Source organism: Martelella mediterranea (assembly GCF_021021415.1).
In the GTDB taxonomy this organism is placed as follows: domain Bacteria; phylum Pseudomonadota; class Alphaproteobacteria; order Rhizobiales; family Rhizobiaceae; genus Martelella; species Martelella mediterranea_C.
Window position 1 is genome coordinate 1 of record NZ_JAINWJ010000068.1, and the last position, 25,519, is coordinate 25,519.

Genomic DNA, 25,519 nt, shown 5'->3' on the forward strand with positions numbered 1-25,519 from the left:
CCGCACAACAAGCCCGAGCATGATGGAGGAGAGTGGGGCGAGCTTTGTCAGCAGTCGGAAAGCACTCACCGGCGCTCTATTCGCTTTCAAACTCGGTCGGCGCGCTCTCGCTCAGGAGATCGCCGCGGCCGCGAGAGCGGCGCTCCCGCTCCATGCGTCTCTGCAGACCGGCATCGATATCGGTGTTTTGCGGAACAGCCGGTTCTTCTCGGACCTTCTTCGGAGCGGGGGCCACCGGCTTTTCCTCCGTGCCGGTGAAACCGGAAAGCGCCGATTTGAGGTCGTCATCGTCGAAGCGCAGGCGATAGATCGGTTCCGGCAGCGAGAAGCCATTGGACTCGAGCGCGCGTTTCACCAGCCGCATCGCCTCGGACCGCGCCTTGGCCCAGTTGGTGCTGGACTGGTCGATCCAGCCGACGAAATAGAGCACCACATTGGAATCGCCGAGTTCCTCGATCCAGGCGTCGGCCTCCGGGTCATCGAGAATGAAGTCCTGACTTGCGATGGTCTCAAGCCCGATCTTCAGGGCCATGTCGAGATCGCTGTCGGCGCTGACGCCGAGTTCGAAGGTGAAGCGGCGCTGCGGATTGACGGTATAATTGGTGATCGCGCTCTTGAACACGGTGGCGTTGGGAATGCGGATGTGATTGCCGTCGACCTCCATCAGGATGGTGGCGCGTGAGGTCAGGCTGATGACGAACCCCTCGAAGGCGTCGATCTTGACGAGGTCCTTGGGCCGGAATGGCTGGCGGATGGAAAGCAGGATACTTGCAATATAATTCTCGACCGTGTCGCGCACCGCAAAACCGACGGCGAGACCGACAATGCCGGCAGCGCCCAGCAGCGTGCCGAGCAGGGCGGTTGCGCCGAGAATATCGAGCGCCAGGACGCCGCCGATCACGAAGAACACGATCCGGACGACCTGACGCAGAAGATCGGCGATGAAGGCGTTGGGCGCGATCCGCGACCACGGCCAGCTTCGCGATGCGAGATAGAGGCCGAAAACGATGACGACGACGCAGACGACGAAGGCCACCAGCAGCAGCGGCAGGTAGCTCAGCGCCTGTGCGGCCCGGTCTTCCAGCCTGTCATAGACCGGTTCCAGCCGTTCGCCGACCGAGGTTTCGACCATGATCCGGCCATTGACGGCGACGACGCCTTCAAGGCTGCCGGCGAGCTCCCTGGCGCGGCTTGCAAGCTGCGCCTCCTGCACCTCGCCGCCAAGCGTGACGACGCCATAGCGCACGGAAACGTCGACCGTCGACAATCCCTCGATCTGGCCGAAAATGCCCTCCAGCCGGTTGCGGATCGCAGTGTCCGCGGCGGCGTCGGCATCGCCCGGCGCAGTCTGTGCGCTCCCTCCCTGCGTGGGCCCTTCCGTCAATTGTGCGAGAGAGGGAGACGCCGGCGAGAGCAGGATGAGGGCGGCGACGGCGATGCATCCAAGAATACTGTTGCATCGCGCTGTCTGTCCGCTAGCGCCTGAACCGACGCAAAACGACAAAATCCCGCGGGCGCGCCGCAGGAGGGTAGGAAAAAGGGCCCTCTGCGGGCCCTTTTTTGTGGCGTTGGCTTCCATGCTTACGGCTGCGTGCGGCGGAAGAACGGGCCGCGGAAGGCCGAGATCGCAATGCCTTCGTCGCGGTGGTTGCCGCCGGCAAGGGCCGCAAACCATGCGCCTGCCGCACCGAGAACAGCGCCGGCGCCAGCCGCGAAGGCGGTGATCGTGGAGGCGGACTGCATCAGCTGCATCATTTCCGCGCTGACTTCCGGATCCGCTGCGGCAGGGGCCATAGCGGACGAGACCGCCGCCGAAAATCCGGCCGCTAGGCCCATGGCCACGGTGGCGAGCGCCCAAACGACGATACCGTGAATGCCGTCGCGGAATTCGCTCTCGTCTTCCGTACCGTCGCCGAAATGCGAGCGCATCCGGCCTGCGACGTAGCCGCCGGCGCTGGCGCTGGCGAAGGGGATGAGAACCAGCCAGAGGCCGACGAGGAAGATGCCCCAGGTGAGGCCGTCTTCAAGCGTAGGGTCGGCGGTTGCAAGACCGATACCGGCGCCAAACTGCGTCAGCACCACGGTCAGCGCGCCGGCAACAACTGCGCCGGCGAAAATGGCGCCCCATTCGATGTAGGAGACGCCCGGCTTTGCAGCGGGGGTGGTTACGGGTTTGTGATCACTGTCACTCATGGTTACGCCAGACCCAGAACGGACAGGATGAACATGACGACCACGATCAAACCGACGAGATAAATAATACCACTCATATTTCTGCTCCGATTGAAATTGATATCCGGTAAAACGGCTTGACGCCGCGAACGTTCCGCAACCGGCCTGTTTTTTCGGGTCCGGGCGCCAATCGCAGGTCGTGGCGGGGCCCGGCAACGGCCTTTTTCGAAGGGAGAAAGTCGGAAATCTGCACGTTGCCCGTGGACCGGGGCGGAGAGTTTCGCCACTTTGCGGCTGAGGAAAGCTCTATCGGGAGAAGAATGAAAATGTCGCATCGCCGCCTGCGTTCACAAGACTGGTTCGACAATCCGGACCACGCGGATATGACCGCGCTCTATCTGGAGCGGTTCATGAACTACGGCACCACGCCGGAGGAACTGCGCTCCGGCAGGCCGATCATCGGCATTGCCCAGAGCGGCAGCGACATCAATCCCTGCAACCGCCACCATCTCGATCTCGCGCGCCGGGTGCGCGACGGCATTCGCGACGCTGGCGGCATCCCCATCGAGTTTCCCTCCCATCCGCTGTTTGAAAACTGCAAGCGCCCGACGGCGGCGCTCGACCGCAATCTCGCTTATCTCGGTCTGGTCGAGATTCTTTACGGCTATCCGCTGGACGGCGTGGTGCTGACCACCGGCTGCGACAAGACCACGCCCTCGGCGCTGATGGCGGCGGCCACCGTCAATATCCCGGCAATCGTCTATTCCGGCGGGCCGATGCTCGACGGCTGGCATGACGGCGAGCTTGTCGGCTCCGGCACGGTGATCTGGCGGTCGCGGCGCAAGCTCGCCGCCGGCGAGATCACCCGCGAGGAGTTTCTGGAAACGGCGCTCGATTCCGCGCCGTCGGTTGGTCACTGCAACACGATGGGTACGGCCTCGACGATGAATGCGCTGGCCGAGGCGCTCGGCATGTCGCTGACCGGCTCGGCGGCGATCCCGGCGGCCTATCGCGAGCGCGGCCAGGTCGGCTATCGCACCGGACGCCGCGCCGTGGAACTCGTCAACGAGAACATCCGTCCGCTCGATATCCTGACCCGCCAAGCCTTTCTCAACGCCATCCGCGTCAATGCCGCGATCGGCGGTTCGACCAACGCCCAGCCGCATCTGGCCGCGATCGCCCGCCACGCCGGCGTCGAATTGAAGCCGGAGGACTGGCAGGAGCATGGCTATGACATACCGCTGCTCGCCAATGTCCAGCCGGCCGGCAAATATCTCGGCGAACGGTTCCACTGCGCCGGCGGCGTGCCCGCGATCATGTGGGAACTGTTGAAGGCCGGGAAGCTCGATGGCGGCGCGCCGACGGTCACCGGCGCGACCATGGCCGACAATCTCGAAGGGCGCGAGGCGGTCGATCGCGAGGTCATCCTGCCATACGACAAGCCGATGCAGGAGCGCGCGGGCTTTCTGGTGATGAAGGGCAACCTCTTCGATTTCGCGATCATGAAGATGAGCGTGGTTTCCGACGCCTTTCGCGAGCGTTATCTCATGGAGCCCGGCCATGAGGGCGTGTTCGAGGGCAAGGCGGTGATCTTCGACGGCTCGGAGGACTACCACACCCGCATCAACGATCCCGCGCTTGATATCGACGAGCGCACCATATTGGTAATCCGGGGCGCCGGGCCGCTCGGCTGGCCGGGTTCCGCCGAAGTGGTGAACATGCAGCCGCCGGATCATCTCATCAAAAAAGGCATCACCAGCCTGCCGACCATCGGCGACGGACGCCAGTCCGGCACCGCCGACAGCCCGTCGATCCTCAATGCCTCGCCCGAGAGCGCTGCCGGCGGCGGCCTCGCCTTCCTGCGCGATGGCGACACGATCCGCATTGATTTCAACCAGGGGCGCTGCGACATGCTGGTCGACGACGCTGAAATCGAGAGACGCAAGGCCGAGGGGCTGCCGAAGGTGCCGGACGACGCGACGCCGTGGCAGCGGCTCTACCGCCAGACGGTGACGCAACTCTCCGACGGCGGGACGATCGCCGGCGCCGAGGAATTTCGCGATATCGCCCGCCGCCCGCCGCGTCACAATCATTGACGTCTCGCGCGGAAAACCCCCGGCGGGTTAAAAAACGGTCATGAATACGGTATCTTTAGAAATTGCGGATACAGTTATTGACAATCGCGCTGTTGCCTTTTTCGGGGGCGGTGCAGCGCATTACGCAAGTTGCCGTTGAATATGGCTCGGTCGCGCGGGCGATGCGGTTGCAGCGAAACTAACAGAGTGTGTTTTCCGGGCGCGAATTTGGCTTCCGGATGTTGAGACCCAAAGGAGGGTCATGTGGTACGAGTAAGCGTGTTTGGCATCGGCTACACCGGCACCGTTTCCGCGGCCTGCCTCGCCGAGCAGGGTCATCAGGTGGTCGCGGTCGATATTGATCCCGCCAAGGTCGCCTCCATCAATGCCGGGCGTACGCCGATCGTCGAGGAACGTCTCGATGAGCTGGTCTCGACCAATCACGCCGCCGGGCGGCTGTCGGCGACCACGGATATCGCCGAAGCCATCCTGAACACCGACGTCTCGATCGTCTGCGTCGGCACGCCCGGCGAGGAAACGGGGGCGATCGGGCTCTCCTATGTCACAGCGCTGTGCCGGTCCATCGGCGCGGCGCTGGCGGAACGAAAGGGCCATCACAGCGTCATCCTGCGCTCCACCCTTGTGCCGGGCACGATGGAAAGCGTGTGCGTGCCGGAGCTTGAGCGCGCCTCGGGGCTGAAGGCCGGTACGGATTTCGGCGTCGGTTATTTCCCGGAGTTCCTGCGCGAGGGCACCGCTGTCGCGGACTATTTCGAGCCGTGCCTGATCGTCTACGGCGCGATGGATCAACCGACGATGACGATGCTGCACGACCTCAACGCGGCGCTGCCGGGCGAACATCACGCCGTCGACATGAAGACTGCGGAGATGATCAAATATACCAGCAATAGCTGGCGCGCCGCCAAGATCACCTTCGCCAACGAGATTGGCAATATCGCCAAGAGCGTCGGCGTCGACGGCCAGGCGGTGATGAAGATCCTCTGTTCGGACGACAAGGTGGCGATGTCGCCCTATTTTCTGCGCCCGGGTTTCTCCTTCGGGGGCTCATGCCTGCCGAAGGACCTGCGCGCTCTGCGCTTCCTCGCCAATTCCCACGATGTGGCCGCGCCGCTGCTTCAAGGCGTGCTGGAGGCCAACGAGAACCAGATCGCCCGCGCCGAGGCGCTGGTGAAGCGGTTTGAAGGGCGCACTGTCGGCATGGTCGGCATCAGCTTCAAGCCGGGCACGGACGATCTGCGCGAAAGCCCGCTGGCGGCGCTGGCCAGCCGGCTTCTGGATGGCGGCTACGAGGTGAAGATCTACGATCCATCCGTCAAGGCTGCCTATGACGAGGGCATGAGCGGGGCAGGCCGCGGCAATGACAAGATCGGCGATCTGCCGGAAAGGCTCGTCGCCGATTTGAAGGCGCTGATAGCGTTGTCAGACATCATCGTGGTCGGCCATCGCTACAAGGAGGCCGTCGCGCCGCTTTCCGCGCTGATCGGCGACAAGCCGATGGTCGATCTTGCCCGCATCGCGCCGGGCGTGGTCACGGGCGACGCCTATGAGGGGATTTGCTGGTAGGAACGGGATGCTCTATCATATCCTCTACATATGCACGGCCGTGAATATCGCGCTTTTCGCAGCGCCGAACGTCGTCGGCAAGTCCGGCACGCTCGCGTTGACGATCGGGGTGCTTGGCATCTGGCGCTATTCGTGGGGGATATTGAATTTCATCCGCGCGAAATATTACATGCGTTTCGCGTTTCCGCGCCGCCGCAGGCGGGCCGAGGCGCTCTATGCGCTGCAAACCTATCGGGCGCATGCCTTTTTCCTGGTGACGACCTACAAGATCGACCCGGCGATCACCGCGCCGGTCTATCGCTCGATCTTCGAGGCGGCGCGAAACTCCGAAGGCGGAGCGACGATTGTCGCCTCGGTCGTCGATGCGAGCGATATCCGTCTGATCAAGGCCGTGTTCGCCGGCTCCGATGCAAGCCGCAGCGGTTCGGTCTCGCTGGTGTTCGACCGGATCGCGGGCACCGGCAAGCGCGATGCGCTGGCGACATCGCTGCGCACCATCAGGCGTCTCAATCCGACGCGTCACGATATGATCTTTCTGGTCGATGGCGACACACGGGTGCCGGCGTCCCTCGTGGCCAAGTCGGCCCCCTTCTTCACCGACGAGAAGATGGGCGCGCTCACCTCCGACGAGGTCTCCGATGCGACCGGCGGCCGGCTTTTCCAGGACTGGTTCCACCTGCGCTTCGCCCAGCGCCAGCTGATGATGAGCTCGATGGGCCTCAGCGAGCGCGTGCTGACCCTGACGGGGCGCATGTCGGTGTTTCGCGGCGACCTTGCGACCCAGCCCGGTTTCATCAGCGGCGTCCAGCACGATTTCATCGATCACTGGCGCTTCGGCCGGGTGAACTTCCTGACCGGCGACGACAAGTCGACCTGGTTCTGGCTTTTAAAGCACGGCTACAAGATGGGCTATCTGCCCGATGTGAAAACCGTTTCGGTCGAAACCCAGCCGCGCGACAGCTTCTACGATTCCGCGATCGTGCTGATGCGCCGCTGGTTCGGCAACACGCTGAGGACCAGCAACCGGGCGCTGGCGCTGCCGGCGAGCCGGATCGGCTATTTCACCTGGTGGTCGATCTTGGACCAGCGCATGTCGATGTGGACGACGCTTGCCGGCCCCTGCGGCATGATTCTGGCGGCCTATGTCTTCAACCCTTACGTCTTCCTCGCCTATCTCGCGTGGGTCATGGTCTCGCGCTACGTGATGTGCACGATGATCTCGACCTTCCGGGCCGGCGGATTCCCGGTCACCTATCCTTTCCTGCTCTATTTCGGCCAGATCGGCGGGGCGCTGGTCAAGACGTACGTGCTGTTTCGCCTCGACCGGCAGAAATGGACCCGCCAGAACACGGCGACCGGAACGGCCCGACAGAAGAAGGGCTTTCTCGGATCCGACGGATTTTCTTTGTATCTTCATGCGCTCGCAGTAGCATGGCTGATACTGGGCATGATCTGGTTCGTTGATATTTCGGGCGCATAGGAGCCTCGCATGCTTATGGAACACCATCCGAACGCCGAGACCGACCTCGAGGAATCCGTGATCGAATTGCCGGATAATGGCCATGACACCGATCACCCCTCGATCTGGATGCCGTTCTCGGTGTTCATCGACGGGCGTGAGCTGGAAGGCATCGGCGTTTCGCTGGTCGCTGCCTATGCCGGCGGCTGGCATGGCGGGGATATGTCCGGCTATCGCGTGATCGCCCGGTTCAGCTTTCAGTTCGAGGGCTATTCGGTGGTGCTGCCGATCGAGGTTCGCGCCGAGCTGGAATCGGCAAGCGGCGGGGTCTACAAGCTGGTGTTCCTCAATCCCACTGGTCCGCATCTGCCGCATCTGCGCTATCTGATGAACGCCTATCTGGCGGGCGATCTGGTGCAGATCAACGAATTGCTGCGCGTGCCGCCGGAAGCGCGGCAAAAATCGGTGGCGGCACCCCCGCCGCGCAAGAGTTTTCGCGAAAGGATGCGGCGTATGGCGGGCGCAGGAATGGTGGCGGCGCTGACGCTCGGCCTGATCGCGCTCACGGCTTATACCATCCACTATCATATCTTCGTCCACCGGGTGCCGGGCCTTGCGACCGTCACGCCGGCGGGCCTGCCACTGACGGCGCCCGAGGCCGGGCAGATCGCCTATGTGGATGCGAATGCCGGGGAGGGGGACGTCGTGTTCTCGCTGCAATCGGCGCGCGGCGGCATGCTGAATTTCTCCAATCCCTGCGATTGCAGGATCGTGCTGACCGAAAACGGCGCGGTCGGCGCCACCGTTCTGCCCGGAACACCGATCGCCTATGTCAGGACCGATGATGCAGGCCCGACGATCAAGGTCACGATGCCGGACGATCTGGCGAAACTTCTGCTGTTCGGCGCCGAAGCCCATGCCTCGCTGCCGAATGGCGACGATCTGCCGCTGACCGTCAAGGACGTCAAGGCGGAGGACGGCGCTTCCGGCACGACGGCGGCGGTGACCTTCAGCGCCGCGCCCGATGCGCTGACGGCGGCCGATATCGGCAAGACGGTGGCGCTGACGGTGACCAGCAAGCCCTATGCGAACTTCCTGGAGCGGATCAAGACCCGGCTTTCACGCTTCACCGCGACCAAAGAGATGAGCGAGCGGGCCAAGGCATGGCCGCTGATCGGCAATGCGCAGGCCGCGACGGAGACGGGTCGATGAGGGCCGTCTATCCGCTCATCATGTGCGGCGGCGTCGGCATGCGGCTGTGGCCGCTGTCGCGGGCGGAAACGCCGAAGCAGTTTCACCGCGTCGCGGGACGCGGCTCGCCGAGCTTCTTCCAGGCGACCGTCGAGCGGCATGCAGGCTCTGGCTTCCATGACCCCTATGTCAGCGTAAACAATCGCTATGAGACACTGGTGCGCGCGCAGCTTCATGCGATCGGCCGCAAGGGCGAACTGATGATCGAGCAGAGCTCGCGGCACACCGGCCCGGCCGTGCTGGCAGCGGCGTTTGCCATTGAGGCCCGCGATCCTGGCGCGTTGATGGCGGTGCTGCCGTCGGACCATCTGATCGACGGCGATTTCGGCGCAGTGGTGCTGTCGATGCGCGCGGCCGCCGAGAGCGGCCGCATCGTGCTTTTCGGCATCCGTCCCGCCTACGCCGAAACCGGCTATGGCTATATTGTCGACGACGGACCTAACGAGAGCTTCGAGGGGGCGCGCAATGTCTCCCACTTCATCGAAAAGCCGCCGCGCGAGACCGCCGAGAAATTGATCGAGAACGGCAATGCCTATTGGGCGTCGGGCGTCAGCTTGTTCCGCACGGATGTCCTGATCGCGGAATATCAGCGTCTCGATCCCGAAACGACGGAGACCGTCCGGGCGGCGGTGGAGCGCGCGGCCCGCGAGCCGGGCCGCACCGTTCTCGATGACCGCTGCTTCCGAAAGGCCCACGCCGCGGCAACCGAAAGCGTCGTGTTCGAGCACAGCGACCGGGTGCTGATGGCGCCGGCTGATATCGCCTGGAACGATGTCGGAAGCTGGCGCTCGCTCTACGAGATCGGCCGGAAGGACGGCGATGGCAACGTCCTGAGCGGCGATGTCGTGCCGGTGGATACCGGCAATTCCTACATCCGCGCCGAGGACGGCAAGCTGATCGCGACGATCGGCGTCGACAATCTCGCCATTATCGACACTGAGGACGTTCTGCTGGTTGCCTCGCTTGAGCGCACCCAGGACGTGCCGCAGGTGCTCTCCGCGCTCAAGGAGCACAAGGGCGAACTCACCAAGCCGAAATGGGCGCATTCGGGAACGCCGTTGAAGACCGGCCCCGGTTTTCGCCTCGCCGAACACGAGATCATACCCGGGGCGGCTCTGACGATTGCGGCGGAGGAAAATCGGCGCCGGGTGCTGACGGTCTGCGCCGGAAGCCTTCAGCTGGAGCAGGGCGGAAGCCGGCGTGCCGGCGAGGCCGGGGACAGCTTTGCCATTCCCGCCGGCCATGGCGGCGTGCTGCGCAATCATGGCGACGTCACCGCGACGCTGATCGAACTGCAATATGACGCCGACGACGTCAACGACGCGCCCTTCCTGGCGTCCGGAGGCGAGGCAAGATGATCCGCGTCGGGCGCGTTTATGGATGTTGCGCGGCTTTGCTGCTGCTGCTCGCCTTCGCGCCCATTGCCGGAGCGCATGATCATAACCGCCTGGCCGAGATCAACCGCAATGCGGACGCCCTGCTCGAGACGCTGAAGAGCGACGCGGCGGGCATCGCGCCGACGCTTGACGCGGCGCGAAAGCTGCTGGACGAGGCCGGCGTCAAGCCCGCGCGGCAGCCCTCGGAGCCGGTCACCCGATCCGCCGAAGCGGGCGAAAGCGCGGCTGCCGCCGCCGAATTCGACACGGTGCTTTTCGCGCCGCTCCTGCAACAGGTCGCGCTGGAGACCGGCAATCTCGGTCACCGCGAATTGATGGAGGCGGCCGCGCCTTCGGGCGGACAGGCGCTGTTGCTGAAGCGCGGGTCGTTTACGCTCGGAGGCCTTGCCGACGCGCTGGCTGGCAATGGCGGCGTGCTTGCGGCGTCCGACAGTGGCTACCGCCTCGCGCTCCCGCTTTTCATTTCCGAAGATGCCGCGCTTGCGATGAGCGACGGCGACCGGCTGGAAATGGCGACGGAGCGGGGCGTCTTTATCATCAATGAGGGGCTGCTGACGATCCGCGACGCCGAGGTGACCGGCACGGATGCTGCGCCAAGAGTTATCGATTTTCATCCCTTTATCCTGACCGTTCGCGGCGGTCGCGCGGAGATCGAGGACAGTCGGTTTTCCGGTCTCGGCTATGACGGCCAGCCGCTGATGAGCGGTGTAAGCTTTGCCTCCAGCCGCTTTGCCGGCAAGCGCAGCAGCGGACGCGTTACCGGCAATATCCTGAAAAATATCCGCTCGGTGGAAGTGACCGGCGTTGCCGATTTCAGCTTTTCCGAAAACCGTCTCGATGGCGCCCGCGGCATCGGGCTCAGGCTCGAGCGGGTCGATCAGGGCGTCATCAGCGACAATCTGATCGTGGCGAGCGGGCAGCACGGGCTGCTGATGATCGGCGGCAAGAATACCGTGGTCAGCGGAAACGTGATGGCGGAAAATGCCGGACGCGGCATTTTCGCCCGCGACGGCGTCGGCCATGCGACGATCGCGGACAACGTCCTTCTGGCGAACGGCGTCGAGGGCATCTCGGTTGCCGGCGGGGCGTGTGTCGATATTTTCTCCAACGCCGCGCTTCGCAATCGCGCCGATGGCATTCGGGTGGCGCAAAGCCTCGGGGTGCGGATTTCCGGCAATCTGCTTGCGCGCAACCAGGGCGCGGGCATTGCCGTCGCCGATGCGATCTCTCCTGATGACGAGACCGAGATCACCGACAACATCTTCCTCGCGAATGTTTCCGGCATCTCGGCGGAACGCTTCTCGCGTCTGTTGTTGAGACAGAATGATCTGTCCAACCAGTTGCCGGTGCTGTTTGCCGGCGCGCTGCAATATGAAACGCCGCGCTATCTCACCTTCCTGCGCACTCTCGACAAGGCGTCCGATGCAGGCTTCCGGATTTCGGCCGACGCGTCCGCCCCACCATCGCTGTTTCGCGGCAATGGCGGGCAGTTCCGGCTGTCCGATTTCACCGGATGCCACCCCGGGGAGGGCGAGTGATATGGCGAAGGCCCATGCGATTTTCGCCGTATTGCTGTTCTTGCCGGCCATTGCTTTCGCGGGCGACGCGTCGGTCCGGACTGTCGCCTCGATCTACGACAATGCCCCGCGCCTCAAGGATATCCGGGCGCGGATCGTCGCCGATGAGCCGGTGACGATCACCGAGCTTCAGATCCTCGCCGATGTCGGCGACGGGCTGGCCGCCTACAAACTGGCAGAGCGGCTTCTGGCGATGAACCGGCCGGACCTCAACGCCAAGGTCGCGCACTATCTCGCGATCGCGCTGAATGATGGCCGCACGTATGCCGTACCGCCGCTGTTCGATATCCTGTCGGACCGCACCAGCGCTATCTCGCCGGTGCGGCTCGCCCATATCGAAAACGCGCTGGCAAGACAGGCGGCGGCCGGAGACGCGGCGTCGGTGCTGGCGCTGGCGCGGCTTTATTTGCAGGGCTACCCCTTCGGCGCGAAACCGGAGAAAGCCCGGGCGCTGTTGCGGTCCGTCGCTGACCAGCAATCCATCGATGGCGCGATTGCCCTGCAGATGGCGATGCTGATTGCCTCCGGTGGGCCATTGACGGCGGAGGATGAAGCGGCGGTACGTGCCTATCTGGAGATGGCGCGGCAGAGCCCGGAGCTTGGAACCCGCACTGCGGCGGAAAACCTGCTGCGCGCCTTTGCAGAGCCAGAAGCGATCTCGGGGGAGGATGAGCATGGATAGCATGAAAACGATAGCGGCCTTGTGTCTCGCGGCCGGGCTTGGTTGCGGCATTGCCCATGCCGAAGATGCGCCGTCATCTTACGGATGCGTCAATCTCGCGGAGCAGGGCGATCCGCAGGCGCTGGAGGGGAAGGACGGATTTTTCTTCACGGTGATGGATGATATCGCGATGAAATCCGTCGCCGATCCGGTGCTGGCGGAGAACGTTGCGGCGTTTTCGAAGCTGTTGAAGGCGCAGGGCACCATTCTGGTTTTCGTGCCAGTACCCACGCGCAGTCAGGTGCTTGCCGACAAGGTGCCGCAATCGGCCTGGCTCTACGGCTATCAGGACACCGTTAACACCGAAATCTATCAGGAAGCGATCAAGCGGCTGGACGATGCCGGCGTGGTCGCGGTTGACCTGCTGACGCCGATGCGGGCACAGGCGTCCCCTGACAGCCCGCCCTTCCAGAAGGCTGACCCGCTTTGGACCACCGAAGGCGCGCGCCTTGCCGCCGAGGCGATCGCCGGCAAGATCACGGCGATGCCGCAATCGCGCAAGGCCAACCTCATGACCTTCACGACCACAAAGGGAGAAGACTACACCCGCCGGTCGGACCTACGCGAGGCGATCCAGGCTCATTGCAGCGAAAGTCTGCCGCCGGTGACGGAAACCCGCTACGAGACCGTGGGCGAGGAGGCCTTCGCCGCCGACCGTCCGTTCAATATTCTTGGCTCGGACGCGCCGGCGCCGGTCGTGCTTGTCGGGTCGCGGTTTTCGGCCGATGGCCAGAGCCATTTCGACGGGTTCCTGAAACAGTTCTCAAGCATGGATGTCGATAACCGGGCGAGCGCTTCGGGCAGTCCGTTCAAATCGATCACCGACTATCTCCGGTCCGGCGATTTACAGGCAAAGCCGCCGCTCTTCCTGGTATGGGAGGTGCCGCCCGGCAGCAATCTCGCAAGCTACGGTCCCGAGCCGTGGGAAACGCTTAAGGTAAGCGCTGCCGGCGATTGCGGACCGGACGGCTGCGGCGCGGCGGCGAAAGGAAGCGAATGAGGCCTTTGAGAATCCCTGGCTTACGATCCTGCGGAAGCGGTCGTGTTCGGTCGTTTCTGCTGACGGTTGCTGTTTTGGCGGCCGCACCGGCGGCGATGGCGCAACAGCCCGTCATCGATTTCCGCCCGCCCGACATCGAAGCGGCGAAGGTGTGCGCCGACCGCAAGTCCAACGACGCGCTGGAGCTGCAATGGTCGAACTGGGATGGAAGGCAATTGCCGCCGGGCGTCGAATACCGCGATCTCGACCGCGAACTGATGCGGCTGCGCAATATCGATGCGGACAAATATTTCGACACGGTCAGGTCCGCCTATGATCTGCGCCGCCAGGAAGACCCCTATTACAGCCGGGCGGCCTATCTGCTGGATGTCGTGGCGCTTTATGTCGAGGCGGAGCGTTTCGACGAATTGAAGGCAACCGGCTTCGTCACGGAGCTGGAAACCATCGGGCCTTCGGCAACGCCGGGCACGATCAATTTCCTCGCCGACCTTTATCTGAATGGCAAGGCGGTGCCGCAGGATATCGATCGCGGCATCCAGCGCAAACTTCAGGCAGCCTATAACGGCGATCCCGATGCGGTTCTCTATCTGGCCAAAAAGACCAGCAAGGGGGAGGCGGTTCCGGGCTGGGACATGGATCCGCAACTCGCCTTCACGCTCGGCTTTTCATCGCTGCTCGGCAATCTCGACAATGCGATCTGCGGTCGGGTGCGCCGCATCGCGCGGGCGTTCGAAAGCGGGGAGGTGATCGCCCAGGATCATGCGCTTGCCGAGGCATGGTATCGTTTTGCGGCCGATCTCGGCGACGGCCAGTCCGCCTGGGAGACGGCGCGCTATCACCTTTCCGGCGAAGGCATCGAGAAGGACAACAACAGGCTTCTGCGTTATCTCCAGCAGGCCTACGAAGCCGACATCGTTTCGGCGAAGGTGCAGATGGCGAAGCTCTACGAGGACGGCGTGCTGGTGCCGCCCGATCCCGAGCGGGCAATGGCGATCTACGACCAGCTTGCCGACGACGGCGAGCGCGAGGGTTTTGCCGGCGCCACGCGGCTGCTTGCCGCGCGCGGGCTCGACACGCCGGAAGACCGTCAGAAATATCACGACCGTCTGGTTGCGCTGGCGCGCTTCCCCGATGCGCCGGGCTGGGCTTTTTCGCGGCTCGGGTCGATGGCGCTTGAGGAAAGCGGTCCGTGGGAAGGGCAGGCGGAGGCGCGGCAGTTCTTCGAAGCGGCCGCCGAACGCGGCGACAGCGCCGGAAAGCTTGAGCTCGCCCGGCTCTACCTGCGTGACGGCGACGAGGCCGACCGCCAAAAGGCGGTGGAACTGCTCAAGGCACTGATCGCCGTCGAGGGTTCGACGCCGGCCGTGGACGAGCTGAAAAATGCGTTGCTGTGCGCCAATCCCGATGGCCCCCAGACGGCCGAGTGGGAGAAGTGGAAACACCTCGATCGCGACAACCAGCCGCAATTGCCGGATGACATCACCGCCGATGCGCTGGCCGACAATGCGGAGGCGACGGCCAGCCTGCAGAGTGCCGCCCTTTCCGGCAGCACCCAATCGGCCGGCGACCTGACGTCGGTCCTGGCGCGGCTGCATCCCGACCGGTTCGATGACATCATCGAGCACTGGCGGTCGGCGATGCGCGGGCAGGCGGGCGGCGAGGCCGCGGTGCTTGACGGCGCCTATCATGCCGCGGACACTGATGCGAAGCGGCAAAATGTTCTCTCCGCGCTGGAGACGCTTGCCGCCTCCGGCGATGTCGCGGCCAAGACCGTGCTCGCCGAAATCCATATGGCCGCTGCGGGCAATGACGCCGCTTCCCTCGACAAGGCCACCGCGCTCGTGGAAGACGCCGGAGGGCAGATCAAGGGCTCCACGCTCTGGCATCTCGACGACGCCTACCGCGCCGCCGGCAAGGGCCGTTACGAGCCGCCGCAGGCGCTGCTTTCGGATATCGCGGCCTATGGCGATTTCGAGGCCCTGCTTTTCGCCGCGACCCGGGCCGCAAGCGATGAGGATCGCGCGCTTTTCTATGAACGCGCCAGGGCGGCGATGTCCTGCGACCTGAATGCCCTTGCCCGCAAGGCCCAGTATGCGCTGAACGCCGGCCGGCCCGGGGAGGCGGATGATGCGCTCGATGTCGCGCTGGCGCTTTCGCCCGATCAGGGGTGGCAGCAGGTCAAGCTCGCCGACATCTACACCACGCTCGGCTCGATCGCCGATCGCGAGGAGGCCTTCAAGCTCTATGAAGCCGCGCACGGTCAGGGTTACGATCCGGCCTCGCGCCGGCTGCTCGACTGGTATTCCGATCCCGACAGCCGGTTCTATCAGGAGGACGAACACGCGAAACTCCTGCTGGAGGAGCTTGAAAAAGCCGCTCCTTCCGAGATTTACGGACTGGCCAACCGGTTGAAATATGCGCCTGAAGCCGTCAGAAACAGGGTCAGCGCGGCCTTCGACATGAAGGACGCCTATCGCAAGGGCGCCGAAGCGGGCGATCCCGTAGCCATGCGCGAATATGCCAAGATGCTGAACCGCGATCCCGCTTCGGAAAAGGAGCTGAGCGACGCGACCGATTGGCTCACAAAATCCGCCAATGCCGGTGACGCCGAGGCGATGCTGCTGCTGGCGCAGGCCTATGCCTTCGGCGCGGGCGTCGAGCATTCCGCCGAAAAGGCGGGGCAATGGCTGAAGGCCGCCGCGGAAGCGGGCGATGAAACCGCCGGGACCCTGTTGCCCGGCCTCAACACCAATTGAACATGACCAACCGAAAGGGCCGCGATTTGTCAGAGCTCCGACCATCTTTCCCGCAAATCGGCCGGTTGGCGGCCGGCATTGCCGTTCTCGCGCTCGCCGGCTCGCCCGCCCTGGCGCAGGAGGACAATGAAGCGTGCCCGGCCTTTCCGCCGCCGACGGTCACGCTCGATTACGGCAGCCGTTACGACGAAGGCAGCGCCGATCGTTCCACGCTCGATGAGGAGAGCGACGCCGCGGTGGACGCGGCGCTGAAGGATGCCGATGACTTTATTCGTGAGATCACCGGCCTTGCCAATGACGCCCGGGCCAATCCCGCTGTCGCGCCTTTCAACGCGGCCTGCGTGATCAACGGCGTTCATGCCTGGGCCGCGGCCGATGCCTTCGGCAGACTGGAGAGCGATAACGCAAAGATGACCTATGCCGCCCGGGTTGGCGGCATTGCCAGCGCCTACCGCCAGGTGCGCGATCTGGCCGATGGCCTGACCGACGAGAAGGCGACGATCGAGGCGTGGCTGAAGAAGAACGGCGATTTCCTGATTGCCTATTGGGACAATGATGCCCCGCCCAAGGCGAAGCTCGGCAATCTGCGGCTATGGGCCGCCTATGCGGTGACGGAAATCGCGCTGATCGTCAAAAGCCAGGACTACATCAACTGGGCGTTCGCAAGCCACCGCGTCGTGCTGGAAACGGTCGCCGAGGATGGCAGCATGCCCTATGAAATGCGCCGGGGAAAATACGCGCTGCATTATCAGCTTCATGCGCTCGCGCCGCTCTCGGCCTCCGCCGCGCTGATCTGCCACAATGATTACAGCTATACCCCGGACGAGGAAGCGGTGATCACCAAAGCTGTCGGCTTCGCGCTTGCCGGGATCGAGGATCCGTCGAAGGTTGCCGAAATCGCCGGCGTGCACCAGTCGGTTCCGCAGGGGCTTTCCGAACAGGAGCCGTTCACGATTGCATGGCTGGAGGCCTATCTGAGCCTCGTCAGCGATGGCGATCTCGACCGCAAGCTCGCGCCTCTGCGCCCGCTTTCCAATTCCAAGCTCGGGGGTGATCTGACCCTGCTTTATCGTAACAACCCGGCCATGCAGCCGGGATGTTTCGGGAAGCAGAAGTGATCAGGAGCAGCGGCGCAATTGCGCCTCGTAGATCTGGGTCATCTTCTGGGCGCGCGCTGCGCCGCTCTTGGCGACCGGGCGGTTCTTCCATACGCCGCGGGAATAGCCGCTGTGGCCGGAATGATAGGCAAGGTAGAGATTATAGGGATCGTTGAGCGCGATGCCGTTCCGGATATGGCTCTGGTAGTGATACCAGGCGATGAAATAGATCGCATCGCCGAAATCCGTGCGGCTTGCGCCGCGCTGGCCGGCGCGGGCCTGATATTCCGCCCAGGTGCCGTCCAGCGCCTGCGAATAGCCGAGCGCGCTGGAGGCGCGGGGGCCGGGGATGAAGCCGAGGATTTTCTTGCGCGGCGGGCGGGCGTGGGAATCGAAGGAGGATTCGACATAGATCGTCGCCATCAGCACCGACACAGGCACGCCGTAATCGCGCGAGGCCTTCTCGGCGTCGCGGCGCCAGTTTTCGAAGATTCCGTTCTTCTGCGCGAAGATGGCGCAGCTATTGCCGACATTGCTGACCGTGGTCGAGCAGGAGGCGAGCGCGGCAAGCGAAATCACCGCAAAGAGCGTGATGAGGCGACGAATAGACATGGAACCAGCATCTACCCGGCAGGATTTAAGAAAGGGTTCTTAAAAATGGTTAACGTCGAAATTGGAGGTTTTTGCCAGCTTCCGCCGCCGTCCGGAAAACGATGAACTTAGCCTTTGACAGACGGACGGCATGACGATAAGGGACCGCCTGATGCAAAAGCGCACAGGCGCTGGTGATGCCAGCCTTCAACCGCAACATGAGAGGTCGATCGTGGCGAAAGCGGAACTCGGAACCAAAAGAACATGCCCCGATACGGGCAAGAAATTCTATGACCTGAACAAGGACCCGGTGGTTTCGCCCTATTCGGGCGGTTCCTGGCCGCTTTCATATTTCGAGGATACCGCCTCGATCGCGGTTGTCGAAAGCGAGGAAGAGGAAAACGACGTCAAGGAAGTCGATACCGAGGATGGCGATGTCGCGCTGGCCTCGATCGAGGCATCCGACGACGACAGCCCCTCCGACAGTGTCGGCACTGGCGATGATGACGATGTCGACCTCGATGACGACGACGACGATACCTTCCTCGAGACCGATGATGACGATGACGACGATGTCACCGGAATTATCGGCGTCTCGGATGATGACGACGACAGCTAAGATCGCTGACGGCGATTATTGAAGATGAAGCGGCGCCGGGTTTTTGACCCGGCGTTTTGATTTTGCGGTTGTGGATAGGGCGCCTGTTTCAGGCAAGTCTGGCGGAAGATCGGGCCCGGCCGATTTTTTTCCGGGCTTTGATTTTTTGGGGCTTGCATCGGGCGAAAAACCACAGTAACAAGCCGCCACCCGACGCGAAAACGTCGCTTCGCACCGCCCCGGCGGTTTCGAGGATTGGGGCTATAGCTCAGCTGGGAGAGCGCCTGCATGGCATGCAGGAGGTCAGCGGTTCGATCCCGCTTAGCTCCACCAAAATTTCCCTTTTTGTGTAAAATGTCACATGGATTGACCTTTTTGTGCAGGCTTTGACCTTTTCGGTCACTTGGCTTGAGCTTTTTGCACTTTTAACGATTTTATGAATTTTGAAAACGTTTAGGTTGTGGAATCGCGTAGAGTTATTCATGTTCGACTTTTTCAGGAGAAAGTCTTGGCCTCCCAAAAAGCAGAATCCTCCTTGGGGAAGCGCTGCGTCCATTTATGGCCATATCGCTGCACATATCGATCCGGCGAAGCCGACAGGCCTGAGCGAGGCGGGATATCGGCTTCCCGATGAGCCGGCCTGCGGTGAGACGAACGGAATCTCGTTCGCGCCGGGTGCCATGGATGGCGTGATGAGCCATCATGGCGGTTCCAAGACGGAAGACCAACTGGTTTCCGAACTATATGGAGCGTTGAAGCGCGCGACGGAAAATGCGTCGGAACGCAATATCGGCGCTTTCTATTCTCTCATCAAGGACAGTTCCGCCATCGGCGTTATCGACGCGTTCATCGAGAGAATGCTGAGTGAAGGAGACGTGGACGTCTGCCGGCTTTATGAAATTGTGCATTGGTTCGCGACAGGGGCCGCTCACAGAGAGGCCGTGAAGTTCTCAATGGCGTTGCTTGGCGTTATCCGGGGAACTGATGACTCGTTGATTTTTCTCACGCTTGGCCGCCATGACGAGTTCACGCTTTATGCTGCCGTCGCTATCTCCGGCAATGATAGCTACGGCGAAAGCGTGCTGTGGGAATTGGCCAAATCCGTTGAAGGATGGGGACGCATACATGCGGTCGAGCGCCTTGCCGGCACGACGGATCCGGAAATCAAGAACTGGCTCATTCGCAAAGGCTACAAAAACAGCGTGATGAATGAGTATCTGGCCTGTATTTGCGCCAGGGCCGGCGACCTGCATATTGCGCTTCAGGCAGATCGCATAGATGGTGAATTGTTCAATTCGGCCTGCGAGATCGTCGATAGTCTGATATCCGGGGAAGGTGGACCGGCCGAGGGGTTATCTGATTACGAGCATGGTTGCGTGGTCGTTGGGGCACTATTGGATCATGGGAGAGACGGGTTTCGTTCCGTAGGGCATTATTCCTTCCTTTGCAGGCTTCGAGACAGGCTCGGTGAGTACAAATCCGGTAAGCGGGAACTACAGCATGATTGGTCTGCCGAAGCCGTTGATCGTATGTCTGCAACGCTAGCAGATCTGATCGCCGAGGACCGCTGGAAGCAGGAGATAGTGCACGCCCTGGAGTTCGGCGACAGGCATCAGTTTTGGGATGCAAGCAGAACCTGCGGGAATGTCGGCATTGATCCATGGCCCTATTTCTATGCCCGCACTGAGGCGGGCGAGGACTACTGGTGGGACCTGATGCGCAGCGCCGATGCAGAGCGCATCGATAAGGTTCTGGAGCTTGGCCTGGAACGCATTCCACTCGATGAAATCGCGACGGGGCCGGGCACCGCACTGGGCCTCGGCCCTGAATACGTCGCGCATAGCGCCTTGGACTTCATCTTGCAGGATCTTGGACGCTTTCCCGGAAAGGGCTGGGGTTTTATTTCTGCCGGCCTGCAAAGTCCGGTCGTCAGGAACCGCAATATGGCAGTTCGCGCTCTATCCTCCTGGGGCCCGACGAATTGGCCTCAGGAAGCGTCTGCTGCCTTGCTGCGGGCGAGAGAGCTTGAACCCAACGATGACGTACGAGGTCGGATAGAAGGCCTGCTGACGGCACGGTCAGGCTGATCCATCTCGGCATCATGCGCGTTCTGGCCTATGTCGCGGCCTGCGCCTTATGCCGGTCGAAGTCCCTGAAAAGCAAAAGCCGCGGCGGGCTGCCGCGGCTCTCGTCTTCGATGATTGCACCCGAAACTCAGAAATCGCGTTCCAGACGCAGCCAGCCGAACCAGTTCTGCTGGTTCCAGTCGTCGTCGAGGAAGGCGTAGTTGAGGTTGGCGCGGACGTGGAAATTGTCGACCACTTCCCAGTCCGCCGTCGCGCCCGCTTCCCAAAAGGCCTTGTCGTTGCTGGCGACATTGTACTGGGTCTGCGGCGCGAGGATCAGGTTTTCCGTGACATTGAAATAGTAGTTCGCGGCCACCGCGTATTTCATGTAGGTGCCGGCGATCGGGGAATCATTCCAGTTGTCGGCTGTGAAGTCCGGCGCGTAGGAAATGAAGCCGCTTTCGTAAAGGCCGGCGATTTCAAACGTGCCGGGGCCGATGCCGATGCCTGCCCAGGGACGGATGGCGTAGTTTTCGCTGTCGGTGTCATAGGCGACATCGAGCTTGATATAGTTCGAGTCTGAGGGCGCCCAGGCAATGCGGCCCGACAGGCCGAGCTTCGGGTCGTCGCTATTGTCCTTGGTGAGCGCATCGAGTTCAAGCGCGATCTGGAAACCGTCCGACGGGAAATAGCCGATACGGACCGCATTGTAGCGGCTGACATTGTCGATATTGTCGAGTTCGCCCCAAAGGTCCTGGTTCCAGAAGCCCTTGATATAACCGGCCCGGAACTGAACGGCGTCGCCAATGTCGATATAGGCCTGGTCGAGCTTGAAGTCGTCGCCCGAACCATCGGAATAATAATAGAATTCCGGGGTGATAACCGAGGTCAGCGTGCCGAGCTCGGTATCGGTCTTGGCGGTGATCGAGAAATTCGCCTTGGCGTAGGGGTACCAGTCGCTGTCATCGGCGGAGCCGGTCTGGATGCCGCCGAACTTGGTCTCGAAGCGGACATAGCCGTCGATGCTGAGGCAGGTCTCGGTGCCCGGAATGTAGAAATAGCCCGCGCCGAATGCGTCGCAGACTTCAACATAATTGGCGGGCGCCGGCTCGATCGCCATTACGGGATCCGCGGCCCGGGCCCCGGTGGCGGAAAGCGCCAGCAGCGAAGCGGAGCCGATAAGCAATACGTTGATCTTCATGAACGGATATCTCCAACAATTGGGACGTAATGTGAATGCAGGTCGCCACGACGCACTCTTTGTTATTCGATCAACCGATTATTGGCGATTGCGTGCCCCACTATACGTTTACGAATTGTTAAGGCAACCGCCGAGCGAGGCGACTTCACACGGTTGACGCGCATTCGCCCCGGTTTCGCCTCGACTGTGTTGATTGCGCAACTTTTTGAGGCCGGTTGCTTTACAAGCGATCGTGATATGAAGCGGAAACTTTAAAAAACATATATAAAACAGTAATTTGTTTGTCATCCTGCTCCGTTGCCGGGCGGCGGCGCCTGAGACGGACGGGGCCGCCCGCAGCGCAAGCAGGCATTCGTCCCGCCGCCGGACGGGCGCGGTTCAGAAGCTGGACCCGTTCAAGGCTGACCGGATTTGCAACCGAGAAATTCGCATCCACGACGCTTGCCCCGCGCCCCGGATTGGAGTATCAGCGCTGATGTAAATGGGGCCGTAGCTCAGCTGGGAGAGCGCTGCAATCGCACTGCAGAGGTCGGCGGTTCGATCCCGCTCGGCTCCACCAATTTTCCCTGCGATTACGAAAATTTTCCGCTCAGTTCTTGTCGTCCGGCAGGATCGGCAGGGGCATGATCTCGATGCCTTCCTCCAGAAGGTCGCGCACCTCGTCAGCATTGGCTTCGCCGATAATGCCGCGTTCCTCGCTCTCGCCATAATGGATTTTGCGGGCCTCGTCCGGAAAGCGTTCGCCGACATCCTCGGCATTGGCGCGGATTTCGGCGACGGCCTTGCGCAGCTTGTCCATCGCCTCGCGCTGGGCCTTGTCGACGAGGGCGGCCTTGCGGCTTTCCTGCTTGCGGGCGGTGGTGACCCGCGGGGCCATCAGGCTTTTGGAAACCTTGGCGGAATTGCAGACGGGACAGGTCAGGAAGCCGCTTTCGACCTGCTTGTCGAAATCGGCGCTGCCGGCAAACCAGCCATCGAAATCGTGGCCGTTGTCACATCTTAGCGAATAATGGATCACGGCTTTCAGACTTCCGTAAGAGGCCGCGTCTCTTCCAGGGCGAAGGCGCGGATATTCTTCAGGTTCGGCACCTTGCCGCGCGCCGCCGTCACGGCGTCGGTATCGATCTCGGCGATGATTGCGGCCTCGCCCTCGTCGCCGGCCTCGGCGATGATCTTGCCCCACGGGTCGACGATCATCGAATGGCCGAAGGTCTCGCGACCGTCCTCGTGCGTGCCGGCCTGGGCTGCCGAAATCATGTAGGCGCCGTTCTCGATCGCGCGGGCGCGCTGCAGCACATGCCAATGAGCAAGGCCGGTCTGCTTGGTGAAGGCAGCGGGCGCGGTCAGAACCTCGGCGCCGGCAAGCCCGTAGGCATTGTAGAGATCGGGGAAGCGCACATCGTAGCAGATGCCGAGCCCGATCGCGGCGAAGGGCAGGCGGGCAAGCACTGCCTTCTCGCCGGGGCGGTAGACCGCGCTCTCGCGCCAGCTTTCGCCATTGTCGAGATCGACATCGAACATGTGGATCTTGTCGTAGCGGGCAAGAATATCGCCCTTCGGTCCGAAAAGCAGGGCGCGATTGGCGATCATGCCGCCATCAAGCGCAATCGCGGTCGAGCCAATATGGAGATGAATGCCGTGGTCGCGCGCAAGTTCGGCGGCGGTCTTCACGATGAGATCGTCCGCCTCCGGTTTCAGCACTTCCATCAGCCCCTTGCGGCTTTTTTGCACCGCGCCGGTCATTTCAGGCGTCTGGATATAGCTCGCGCCATGGCCTGCCGCCTCCGCCACAAGGCGGGCAAGCGTTTCGGCGTTCTTTGCAGGATCGGTGCCCGAGCGCATCTGCAGGGCGGCGGCCTTGAAACGGGTCATCGTGTTTTCCCTATGCGGCAAGCAGCGGATCAAGCTGGCCCGCCGCGTCCAGAGCGTAAAGATCGTCACAGCCGCCGATATGGCGGTTGTCGATGAATATCTGCGGGAAGGTGGACCTGCCGCCGGCGCGGTCGATCATCCTGGCGCGGACATCCGGCGTTTCGGTGGCGTTGTATTCGGTGTAGGTCACGCCCTTCTTGTCCAGCAGCGACTTGGCGCGGGCGCAGAAACCACAGAAATCGCGCGTATAGATGTCGATATTGGCCATGTTCGGTCGTGCCTCCTTGTTTCAGCCTGACTGGTATAACCGGCTGGCCTTCATATAGTTTCATCAAGCACGCGTGCAAAGGTCAAAATGCTGACATCGGCGGCGCCCTTGCGCTTCAAGAGCCGCGCCGCCGCCGAAACCGTGGCCCCCGTGGTATAGACATCGTCGACAAGCAGGATGCGCCGGCCGAACACCAGATCCTCGCTGTGGGGGGCGAGCACGAAGGCGCCGCGCACATTGTCCTCGCGGGCCGTTCTGGTCAGGCCCACCTGCTGGATGGTGCGCTTCTTTCGCCGGATGAGCCCCGGCAGGAACGGTTTGCGGGAAAGGCGCGCGAGATGGCGGGCGAGCTCCGCCGACTGGTTGAACCGTCGCGCCATCATCCGCGTCGAGTGCAGCGGCACGGCGGTGATGCCGTCGCATTCCTTGACCATGCCGTCCTCGGCGCGCAGCATCCAATTTGCCATCATCACCGCCAGATGGGTGTTGTCGCGATATTTCAGCGCATGGACCAGATTGCGCACCGTGCCGGAATAAAACGCCGCCGAGCGAAGCCGGTCGAATTCCGGCGGATGGGCAAGCGCCTCGGCGCTCAGAATGCCTTCGCCGAGATCATGGGAAAACGGGGTGCCGAGCACCGCGCAAAAGGGTCTCTCGATGAAGCGGATATCGCTCCAGCAGGTCATGCAGAGCGCGCGGTGTGAACCGGTATTGCGCCCGCAGGCGGCGCAGACTGGCGGGTAGATCAGATTGCCGAGCTGACTGAGCGCGCCGAGCGCCATCGCCTCGGAGCGGGCGGCAAGGTTTTTCAGAAGCGAGGGTTCGGGCGCGTCCATGTCCTTGACAGTACCGCGTTTCCGGGTGCATTTCGAGGCCGATTTGCGGGAAAGGACATTCAGCCATGGAACAGGTTTTCGATACCGCCCGCGTGGCGCAGAACCGGCTGCGCGCTTTCCGGAAAGGCCAGAAGGGCGCAGATTTCCTGCTCAATATCGTGGCCGAGGAGATGGCGAACCGGCTTGCCGTGGTTGAGCGGCGTTTCGACAAGGCGGTGGAACTGCACGGCGTCACCGGCGTGGTCGCCACTGCCGCGCAGGCGACCGGCAAGGTCGGCGCGATCGCGCGGATTGAGACCGATGCGGAATTCGCGGGCGAGGCGGAGGCGCTTTCGATTGCGCCGCTCGAATTGCCGGGGCTGGACGACCAGTCGCTGAACCTCGTGCTGTCGCCGCTGGCCGCCCATCTCATCAATGATCTGCCGGGCTATTTCATACAGATCCGCCGGGCACTGAAGCCGGATGGTCTGTTCCTGGCGGCCATTCCCGGCAGCGGCACGCTTGCCGAATTGCGCGACTGTCTGCTCGCGGCCGAAATCGAACTCTATGGCGGCGCCAGCCCGCGGGTGATCCCGTTTGCCGATGTCCGCGATATCGGCGGCCTGCTCCAGCGCGCCGGCTTCACCCTGCCGGTGGTCGATCAGGAAACCTATACGGTGCGCTACGACACGCTGTTTGCGCTGATGGCCGATCTGAGGGCGATGGGCATGGTCAATCCGCTTCTGGGCCGGTCCAACAAACCGGTCGGCCGCCGGTTCTTCCTGCGCGCCGCCGAAATCTACGCCGAGCGCTACAGCGATCCCGACGGCCGAATCCGCGCCAGTTTCTCGGTGATCTACGTCTCCGGCTGGAGCCCGCATGAAAGCCAGCAGAAACCGTTGAAGCCGGGTTCCGCCAAGGCGCGGCTTGCCGATGCGCTGAATACGGAAGAGATCAAGCTGAAGCGGTGAAACCCTTCTCTCGGCGTCATCAACTCTGTTGTTCTTGATGGTCCCTTA

The 25,519-nt window shown here is 62.6% G+C and carries 21 protein-coding genes and 2 tRNA genes; 15 read left to right on the top strand and 8 right to left on the bottom strand.

The window, feature by feature from the left end; translation table 11 throughout:
• Nucleotides 1-76: 76 nt before the first annotated feature.
• Nucleotides 77-1,384 carry a mechanosensitive ion channel family protein gene (locus K7H91_RS24255; protein ID WP_230722745.1) on the bottom strand — a complete coding sequence of 436 codons (1,308 nt, stop codon included), beginning with the start codon at nucleotides 1,382-1,384 and terminating at the stop codon, nucleotides 77-79.
• Between the two features lie 197 nt (nucleotides 1,385-1,581).
• Nucleotides 1,582-2,193, bottom strand: coding sequence for a hypothetical protein (locus tag K7H91_RS24260; RefSeq protein WP_230722746.1), 612 nt, complete (start codon nucleotides 2,191-2,193; stop codon nucleotides 1,582-1,584).
• Between the two features lie 299 nt (nucleotides 2,194-2,492).
• Between K7H91_RS24260 and K7H91_RS24265 the strand changes: the two genes are divergently transcribed.
• The 10 genes from K7H91_RS24265 (at nucleotide 2,493) to K7H91_RS24310 (ending at nucleotide 17,110) form a co-directional block, all read left to right on the top strand.
• On the top strand, nucleotides 2,493-4,268 hold the full coding sequence (locus tag K7H91_RS24265; RefSeq protein ID WP_419197523.1) for an IlvD/Edd family dehydratase: 1,776 nt from the start codon (nucleotides 2,493-2,495) through the stop codon (nucleotides 4,266-4,268).
• A 243-nt stretch (nucleotides 4,269-4,511) separates the two neighbouring features.
• Nucleotides 4,512-5,831: a nucleotide sugar dehydrogenase gene (locus K7H91_RS24270; protein WP_230722748.1), complete on the top strand. Its 1,320-nt coding sequence runs from the start codon at nucleotides 4,512-4,514 to the stop codon at nucleotides 5,829-5,831.
• 7 nt (nucleotides 5,832-5,838) lie between these two features.
• Nucleotides 5,839-7,311: a glycosyltransferase gene (locus tag K7H91_RS24275; protein ID WP_230722749.1), complete on the top strand. Its 1,473-nt coding sequence runs from the start codon at nucleotides 5,839-5,841 to the stop codon at nucleotides 7,309-7,311.
• A 9-nt stretch (nucleotides 7,312-7,320) separates the two neighbouring features.
• Complete coding sequence (locus K7H91_RS24280; protein WP_230722750.1) at nucleotides 7,321-8,502, top strand: hypothetical protein; 1,182 nt, start codon at nucleotides 7,321-7,323, stop codon at nucleotides 8,500-8,502.
• Nucleotides 8,499-9,899, top strand: coding sequence for a mannose-1-phosphate guanylyltransferase (locus tag K7H91_RS24285; protein ID WP_230722751.1), 1,401 nt, complete (start codon nucleotides 8,499-8,501; stop codon nucleotides 9,897-9,899). The genes K7H91_RS24280 and K7H91_RS24285 overlap by 4 nt, the downstream gene beginning before the upstream one ends.
• Nucleotides 9,896-11,476, top strand: a complete 1,581-nt coding sequence (locus tag K7H91_RS24290) for a right-handed parallel beta-helix repeat-containing protein (RefSeq protein ID WP_230722752.1) — start codon at nucleotides 9,896-9,898, stop codon at nucleotides 11,474-11,476. The genes K7H91_RS24285 and K7H91_RS24290 overlap by 4 nt, the downstream gene beginning before the upstream one ends.
• Before the next feature lies 1 nt (nucleotide 11,477).
• Nucleotides 11,478-12,197, top strand: coding sequence for a hypothetical protein (locus K7H91_RS24295; protein WP_230722753.1), 720 nt, complete (start codon nucleotides 11,478-11,480; stop codon nucleotides 12,195-12,197).
• A complete protein-coding gene (locus K7H91_RS24300) occupies nucleotides 12,190-13,236 on the top strand; it encodes an alginate O-acetyltransferase AlgX-related protein (RefSeq protein WP_230722754.1) in 1,047 nt (348 codons plus the stop codon). The genes K7H91_RS24295 and K7H91_RS24300 overlap by 8 nt, the downstream gene beginning before the upstream one ends.
• Before the next feature lie 74 nt (nucleotides 13,237-13,310).
• The gene (locus K7H91_RS24305; RefSeq protein WP_230722755.1) at nucleotides 13,311-15,992 is read left to right on the top strand and encodes a tetratricopeptide repeat protein; all 2,682 of its coding nucleotides are present in this window, start codon (nucleotides 13,311-13,313) and stop codon (nucleotides 15,990-15,992) included.
• 2 nt (nucleotides 15,993-15,994) lie between these two features.
• The gene (locus tag K7H91_RS24310; protein WP_230722756.1) at nucleotides 15,995-17,110 is read left to right on the top strand and encodes an alginate lyase family protein; all 1,116 of its coding nucleotides are present in this window, start codon (nucleotides 15,995-15,997) and stop codon (nucleotides 17,108-17,110) included.
• On the opposite strand, the gene K7H91_RS24315 is transcribed toward K7H91_RS24310, so the two are convergent.
• Nucleotides 17,111-17,701 (bottom strand): transglycosylase SLT domain-containing protein, encoded by a 591-nt coding sequence (locus tag K7H91_RS24315; RefSeq protein ID WP_230722757.1) that lies wholly within the window; start codon nucleotides 17,699-17,701, stop codon nucleotides 17,111-17,113.
• A gap of 211 nt (nucleotides 17,702-17,912) precedes the next feature.
• Here K7H91_RS24315 and K7H91_RS24320 point away from each other — a divergent pair, with 211 nt between their 5' ends.
• From K7H91_RS24320 to K7H91_RS24330, 3 genes are all read left to right on the top strand, one after another.
• A complete protein-coding gene (locus tag K7H91_RS24320; protein WP_230722764.1) occupies nucleotides 17,913-18,299 on the top strand; it encodes a TIGR02300 family protein in 387 nt (128 codons plus the stop codon).
• Nucleotides 18,300-18,535: 236 nt separating this feature from the next.
• A tRNA-Ala gene (locus K7H91_RS24325) sits at nucleotides 18,536-18,611 on the top strand.
• Between the two features lie 149 nt (nucleotides 18,612-18,760).
• Nucleotides 18,761-20,365 carry a hypothetical protein gene (locus tag K7H91_RS24330; protein WP_230722758.1) on the top strand — a complete coding sequence of 535 codons (1,605 nt, stop codon included), beginning with the start codon at nucleotides 18,761-18,763 and terminating at the stop codon, nucleotides 20,363-20,365.
• Between the two features lie 127 nt (nucleotides 20,366-20,492).
• On the opposite strand, the gene K7H91_RS24335 is transcribed toward K7H91_RS24330, so the two are convergent.
• A complete protein-coding gene (locus tag K7H91_RS24335; RefSeq protein WP_230722759.1) occupies nucleotides 20,493-21,545 on the bottom strand; it encodes a porin in 1,053 nt (350 codons plus the stop codon).
• Between the two features lie 483 nt (nucleotides 21,546-22,028).
• Here K7H91_RS24335 and K7H91_RS24340 point away from each other — a divergent pair.
• Nucleotides 22,029-22,104, top strand: a tRNA-Ala gene (locus K7H91_RS24340).
• A 30-nt stretch (nucleotides 22,105-22,134) separates the two neighbouring features.
• On the opposite strand, the gene K7H91_RS24345 is transcribed toward K7H91_RS24340, so the two are convergent.
• Genes K7H91_RS24345 through K7H91_RS24360 form a run of 4 tightly spaced genes read right to left on the bottom strand, consistent with a single transcriptional unit; the run spans nucleotide 22,135 to nucleotide 24,467 of the window.
• The gene (locus K7H91_RS24345; RefSeq protein ID WP_230722760.1) at nucleotides 22,135-22,563 is read right to left on the bottom strand and encodes a DUF1178 family protein; all 429 of its coding nucleotides are present in this window, start codon (nucleotides 22,561-22,563) and stop codon (nucleotides 22,135-22,137) included.
• Nucleotides 22,564-22,568: 5 nt separating this feature from the next.
• Nucleotides 22,569-23,417 carry a carbon-nitrogen hydrolase family protein gene (locus tag K7H91_RS24350; RefSeq protein WP_230722761.1) on the bottom strand — a complete coding sequence of 283 codons (849 nt, stop codon included), beginning with the start codon at nucleotides 23,415-23,417 and terminating at the stop codon, nucleotides 22,569-22,571.
• Nucleotides 23,418-23,427: 10 nt separating this feature from the next.
• Nucleotides 23,428-23,685 carry a glutaredoxin 3 gene (gene grxC / locus K7H91_RS24355; RefSeq protein ID WP_230722762.1) on the bottom strand — a complete coding sequence of 86 codons (258 nt, stop codon included), beginning with the start codon at nucleotides 23,683-23,685 and terminating at the stop codon, nucleotides 23,428-23,430.
• A gap of 50 nt (nucleotides 23,686-23,735) precedes the next feature.
• Nucleotides 23,736-24,467 carry a ComF family protein gene (locus K7H91_RS24360; RefSeq protein ID WP_230722765.1) on the bottom strand — a complete coding sequence of 244 codons (732 nt, stop codon included), beginning with the start codon at nucleotides 24,465-24,467 and terminating at the stop codon, nucleotides 23,736-23,738.
• 119 nt (nucleotides 24,468-24,586) lie between these two features.
• Here K7H91_RS24360 and K7H91_RS24365 point away from each other — a divergent pair, with 119 nt between their 5' ends.
• A complete protein-coding gene (locus tag K7H91_RS24365; protein WP_230722763.1) occupies nucleotides 24,587-25,471 on the top strand; it encodes a class I SAM-dependent methyltransferase in 885 nt (294 codons plus the stop codon).
• Nucleotides 25,472-25,519: the final 48 nt, after the last annotated feature.

Excerpts from the sequence above, each read along its gene's own strand:
- K7H91_RS24275 (WP_230722749.1), top strand. The coding sequence starts at position 5,839 with ATGCTCTATCATATCCTCTACATATGCACGGCCGTGAATATCGCGCTT.
- K7H91_RS24330 (WP_230722758.1), top strand. The coding sequence starts at position 18,761 with ATGTTCGACTTTTTCAGGAGAAAGTCTTGGCCTCCCAAAAAGCAGAAT.
- K7H91_RS24260 (WP_230722746.1), bottom strand. The coding sequence starts at position 2,193 with ATGAGTGACAGTGATCACAAACCCGTAACCACCCCCGCTGCAAAGCCG.
- K7H91_RS24300 (WP_230722754.1), top strand. The coding sequence starts at position 12,190 with ATGGATAGCATGAAAACGATAGCGGCCTTGTGTCTCGCGGCCGGGCTT.
- K7H91_RS24290 (WP_230722752.1), top strand. The coding sequence starts at position 9,896 with ATGATCCGCGTCGGGCGCGTTTATGGATGTTGCGCGGCTTTGCTGCTG.
- K7H91_RS24280 (WP_230722750.1), top strand. The coding sequence starts at position 7,321 with ATGCTTATGGAACACCATCCGAACGCCGAGACCGACCTCGAGGAATCC.
- K7H91_RS24295 (WP_230722753.1), top strand. The coding sequence starts at position 11,478 with ATGGCGAAGGCCCATGCGATTTTCGCCGTATTGCTGTTCTTGCCGGCC.
- K7H91_RS24315 (WP_230722757.1), bottom strand. The coding sequence starts at position 17,701 with ATGTCTATTCGTCGCCTCATCACGCTCTTTGCGGTGATTTCGCTTGCC.
- K7H91_RS24350 (WP_230722761.1), bottom strand. The coding sequence starts at position 23,417 with ATGACCCGTTTCAAGGCCGCCGCCCTGCAGATGCGCTCGGGCACCGAT.
- grxC (WP_230722762.1), bottom strand. The coding sequence starts at position 23,685 with ATGGCCAATATCGACATCTATACGCGCGATTTCTGTGGTTTCTGCGCC.
- K7H91_RS24285 (WP_230722751.1), top strand. The coding sequence starts at position 8,499 with ATGAGGGCCGTCTATCCGCTCATCATGTGCGGCGGCGTCGGCATGCGG.
- K7H91_RS24360 (WP_230722765.1), bottom strand. The coding sequence starts at position 24,467 with ATGGCGCTCGGCGCGCTCAGTCAGCTCGGCAATCTGATCTACCCGCCA.
- K7H91_RS24310 (WP_230722756.1), top strand. The coding sequence starts at position 15,995 with ATGACCAACCGAAAGGGCCGCGATTTGTCAGAGCTCCGACCATCTTTC.
- K7H91_RS24335 (WP_230722759.1), bottom strand. The coding sequence starts at position 21,545 with ATGAAGATCAACGTATTGCTTATCGGCTCCGCTTCGCTGCTGGCGCTT.
- K7H91_RS24365 (WP_230722763.1), top strand. The coding sequence starts at position 24,587 with ATGGAACAGGTTTTCGATACCGCCCGCGTGGCGCAGAACCGGCTGCGC.
- K7H91_RS24265 (WP_419197523.1), top strand. The coding sequence starts at position 2,493 with ATGAAAATGTCGCATCGCCGCCTGCGTTCACAAGACTGGTTCGACAAT.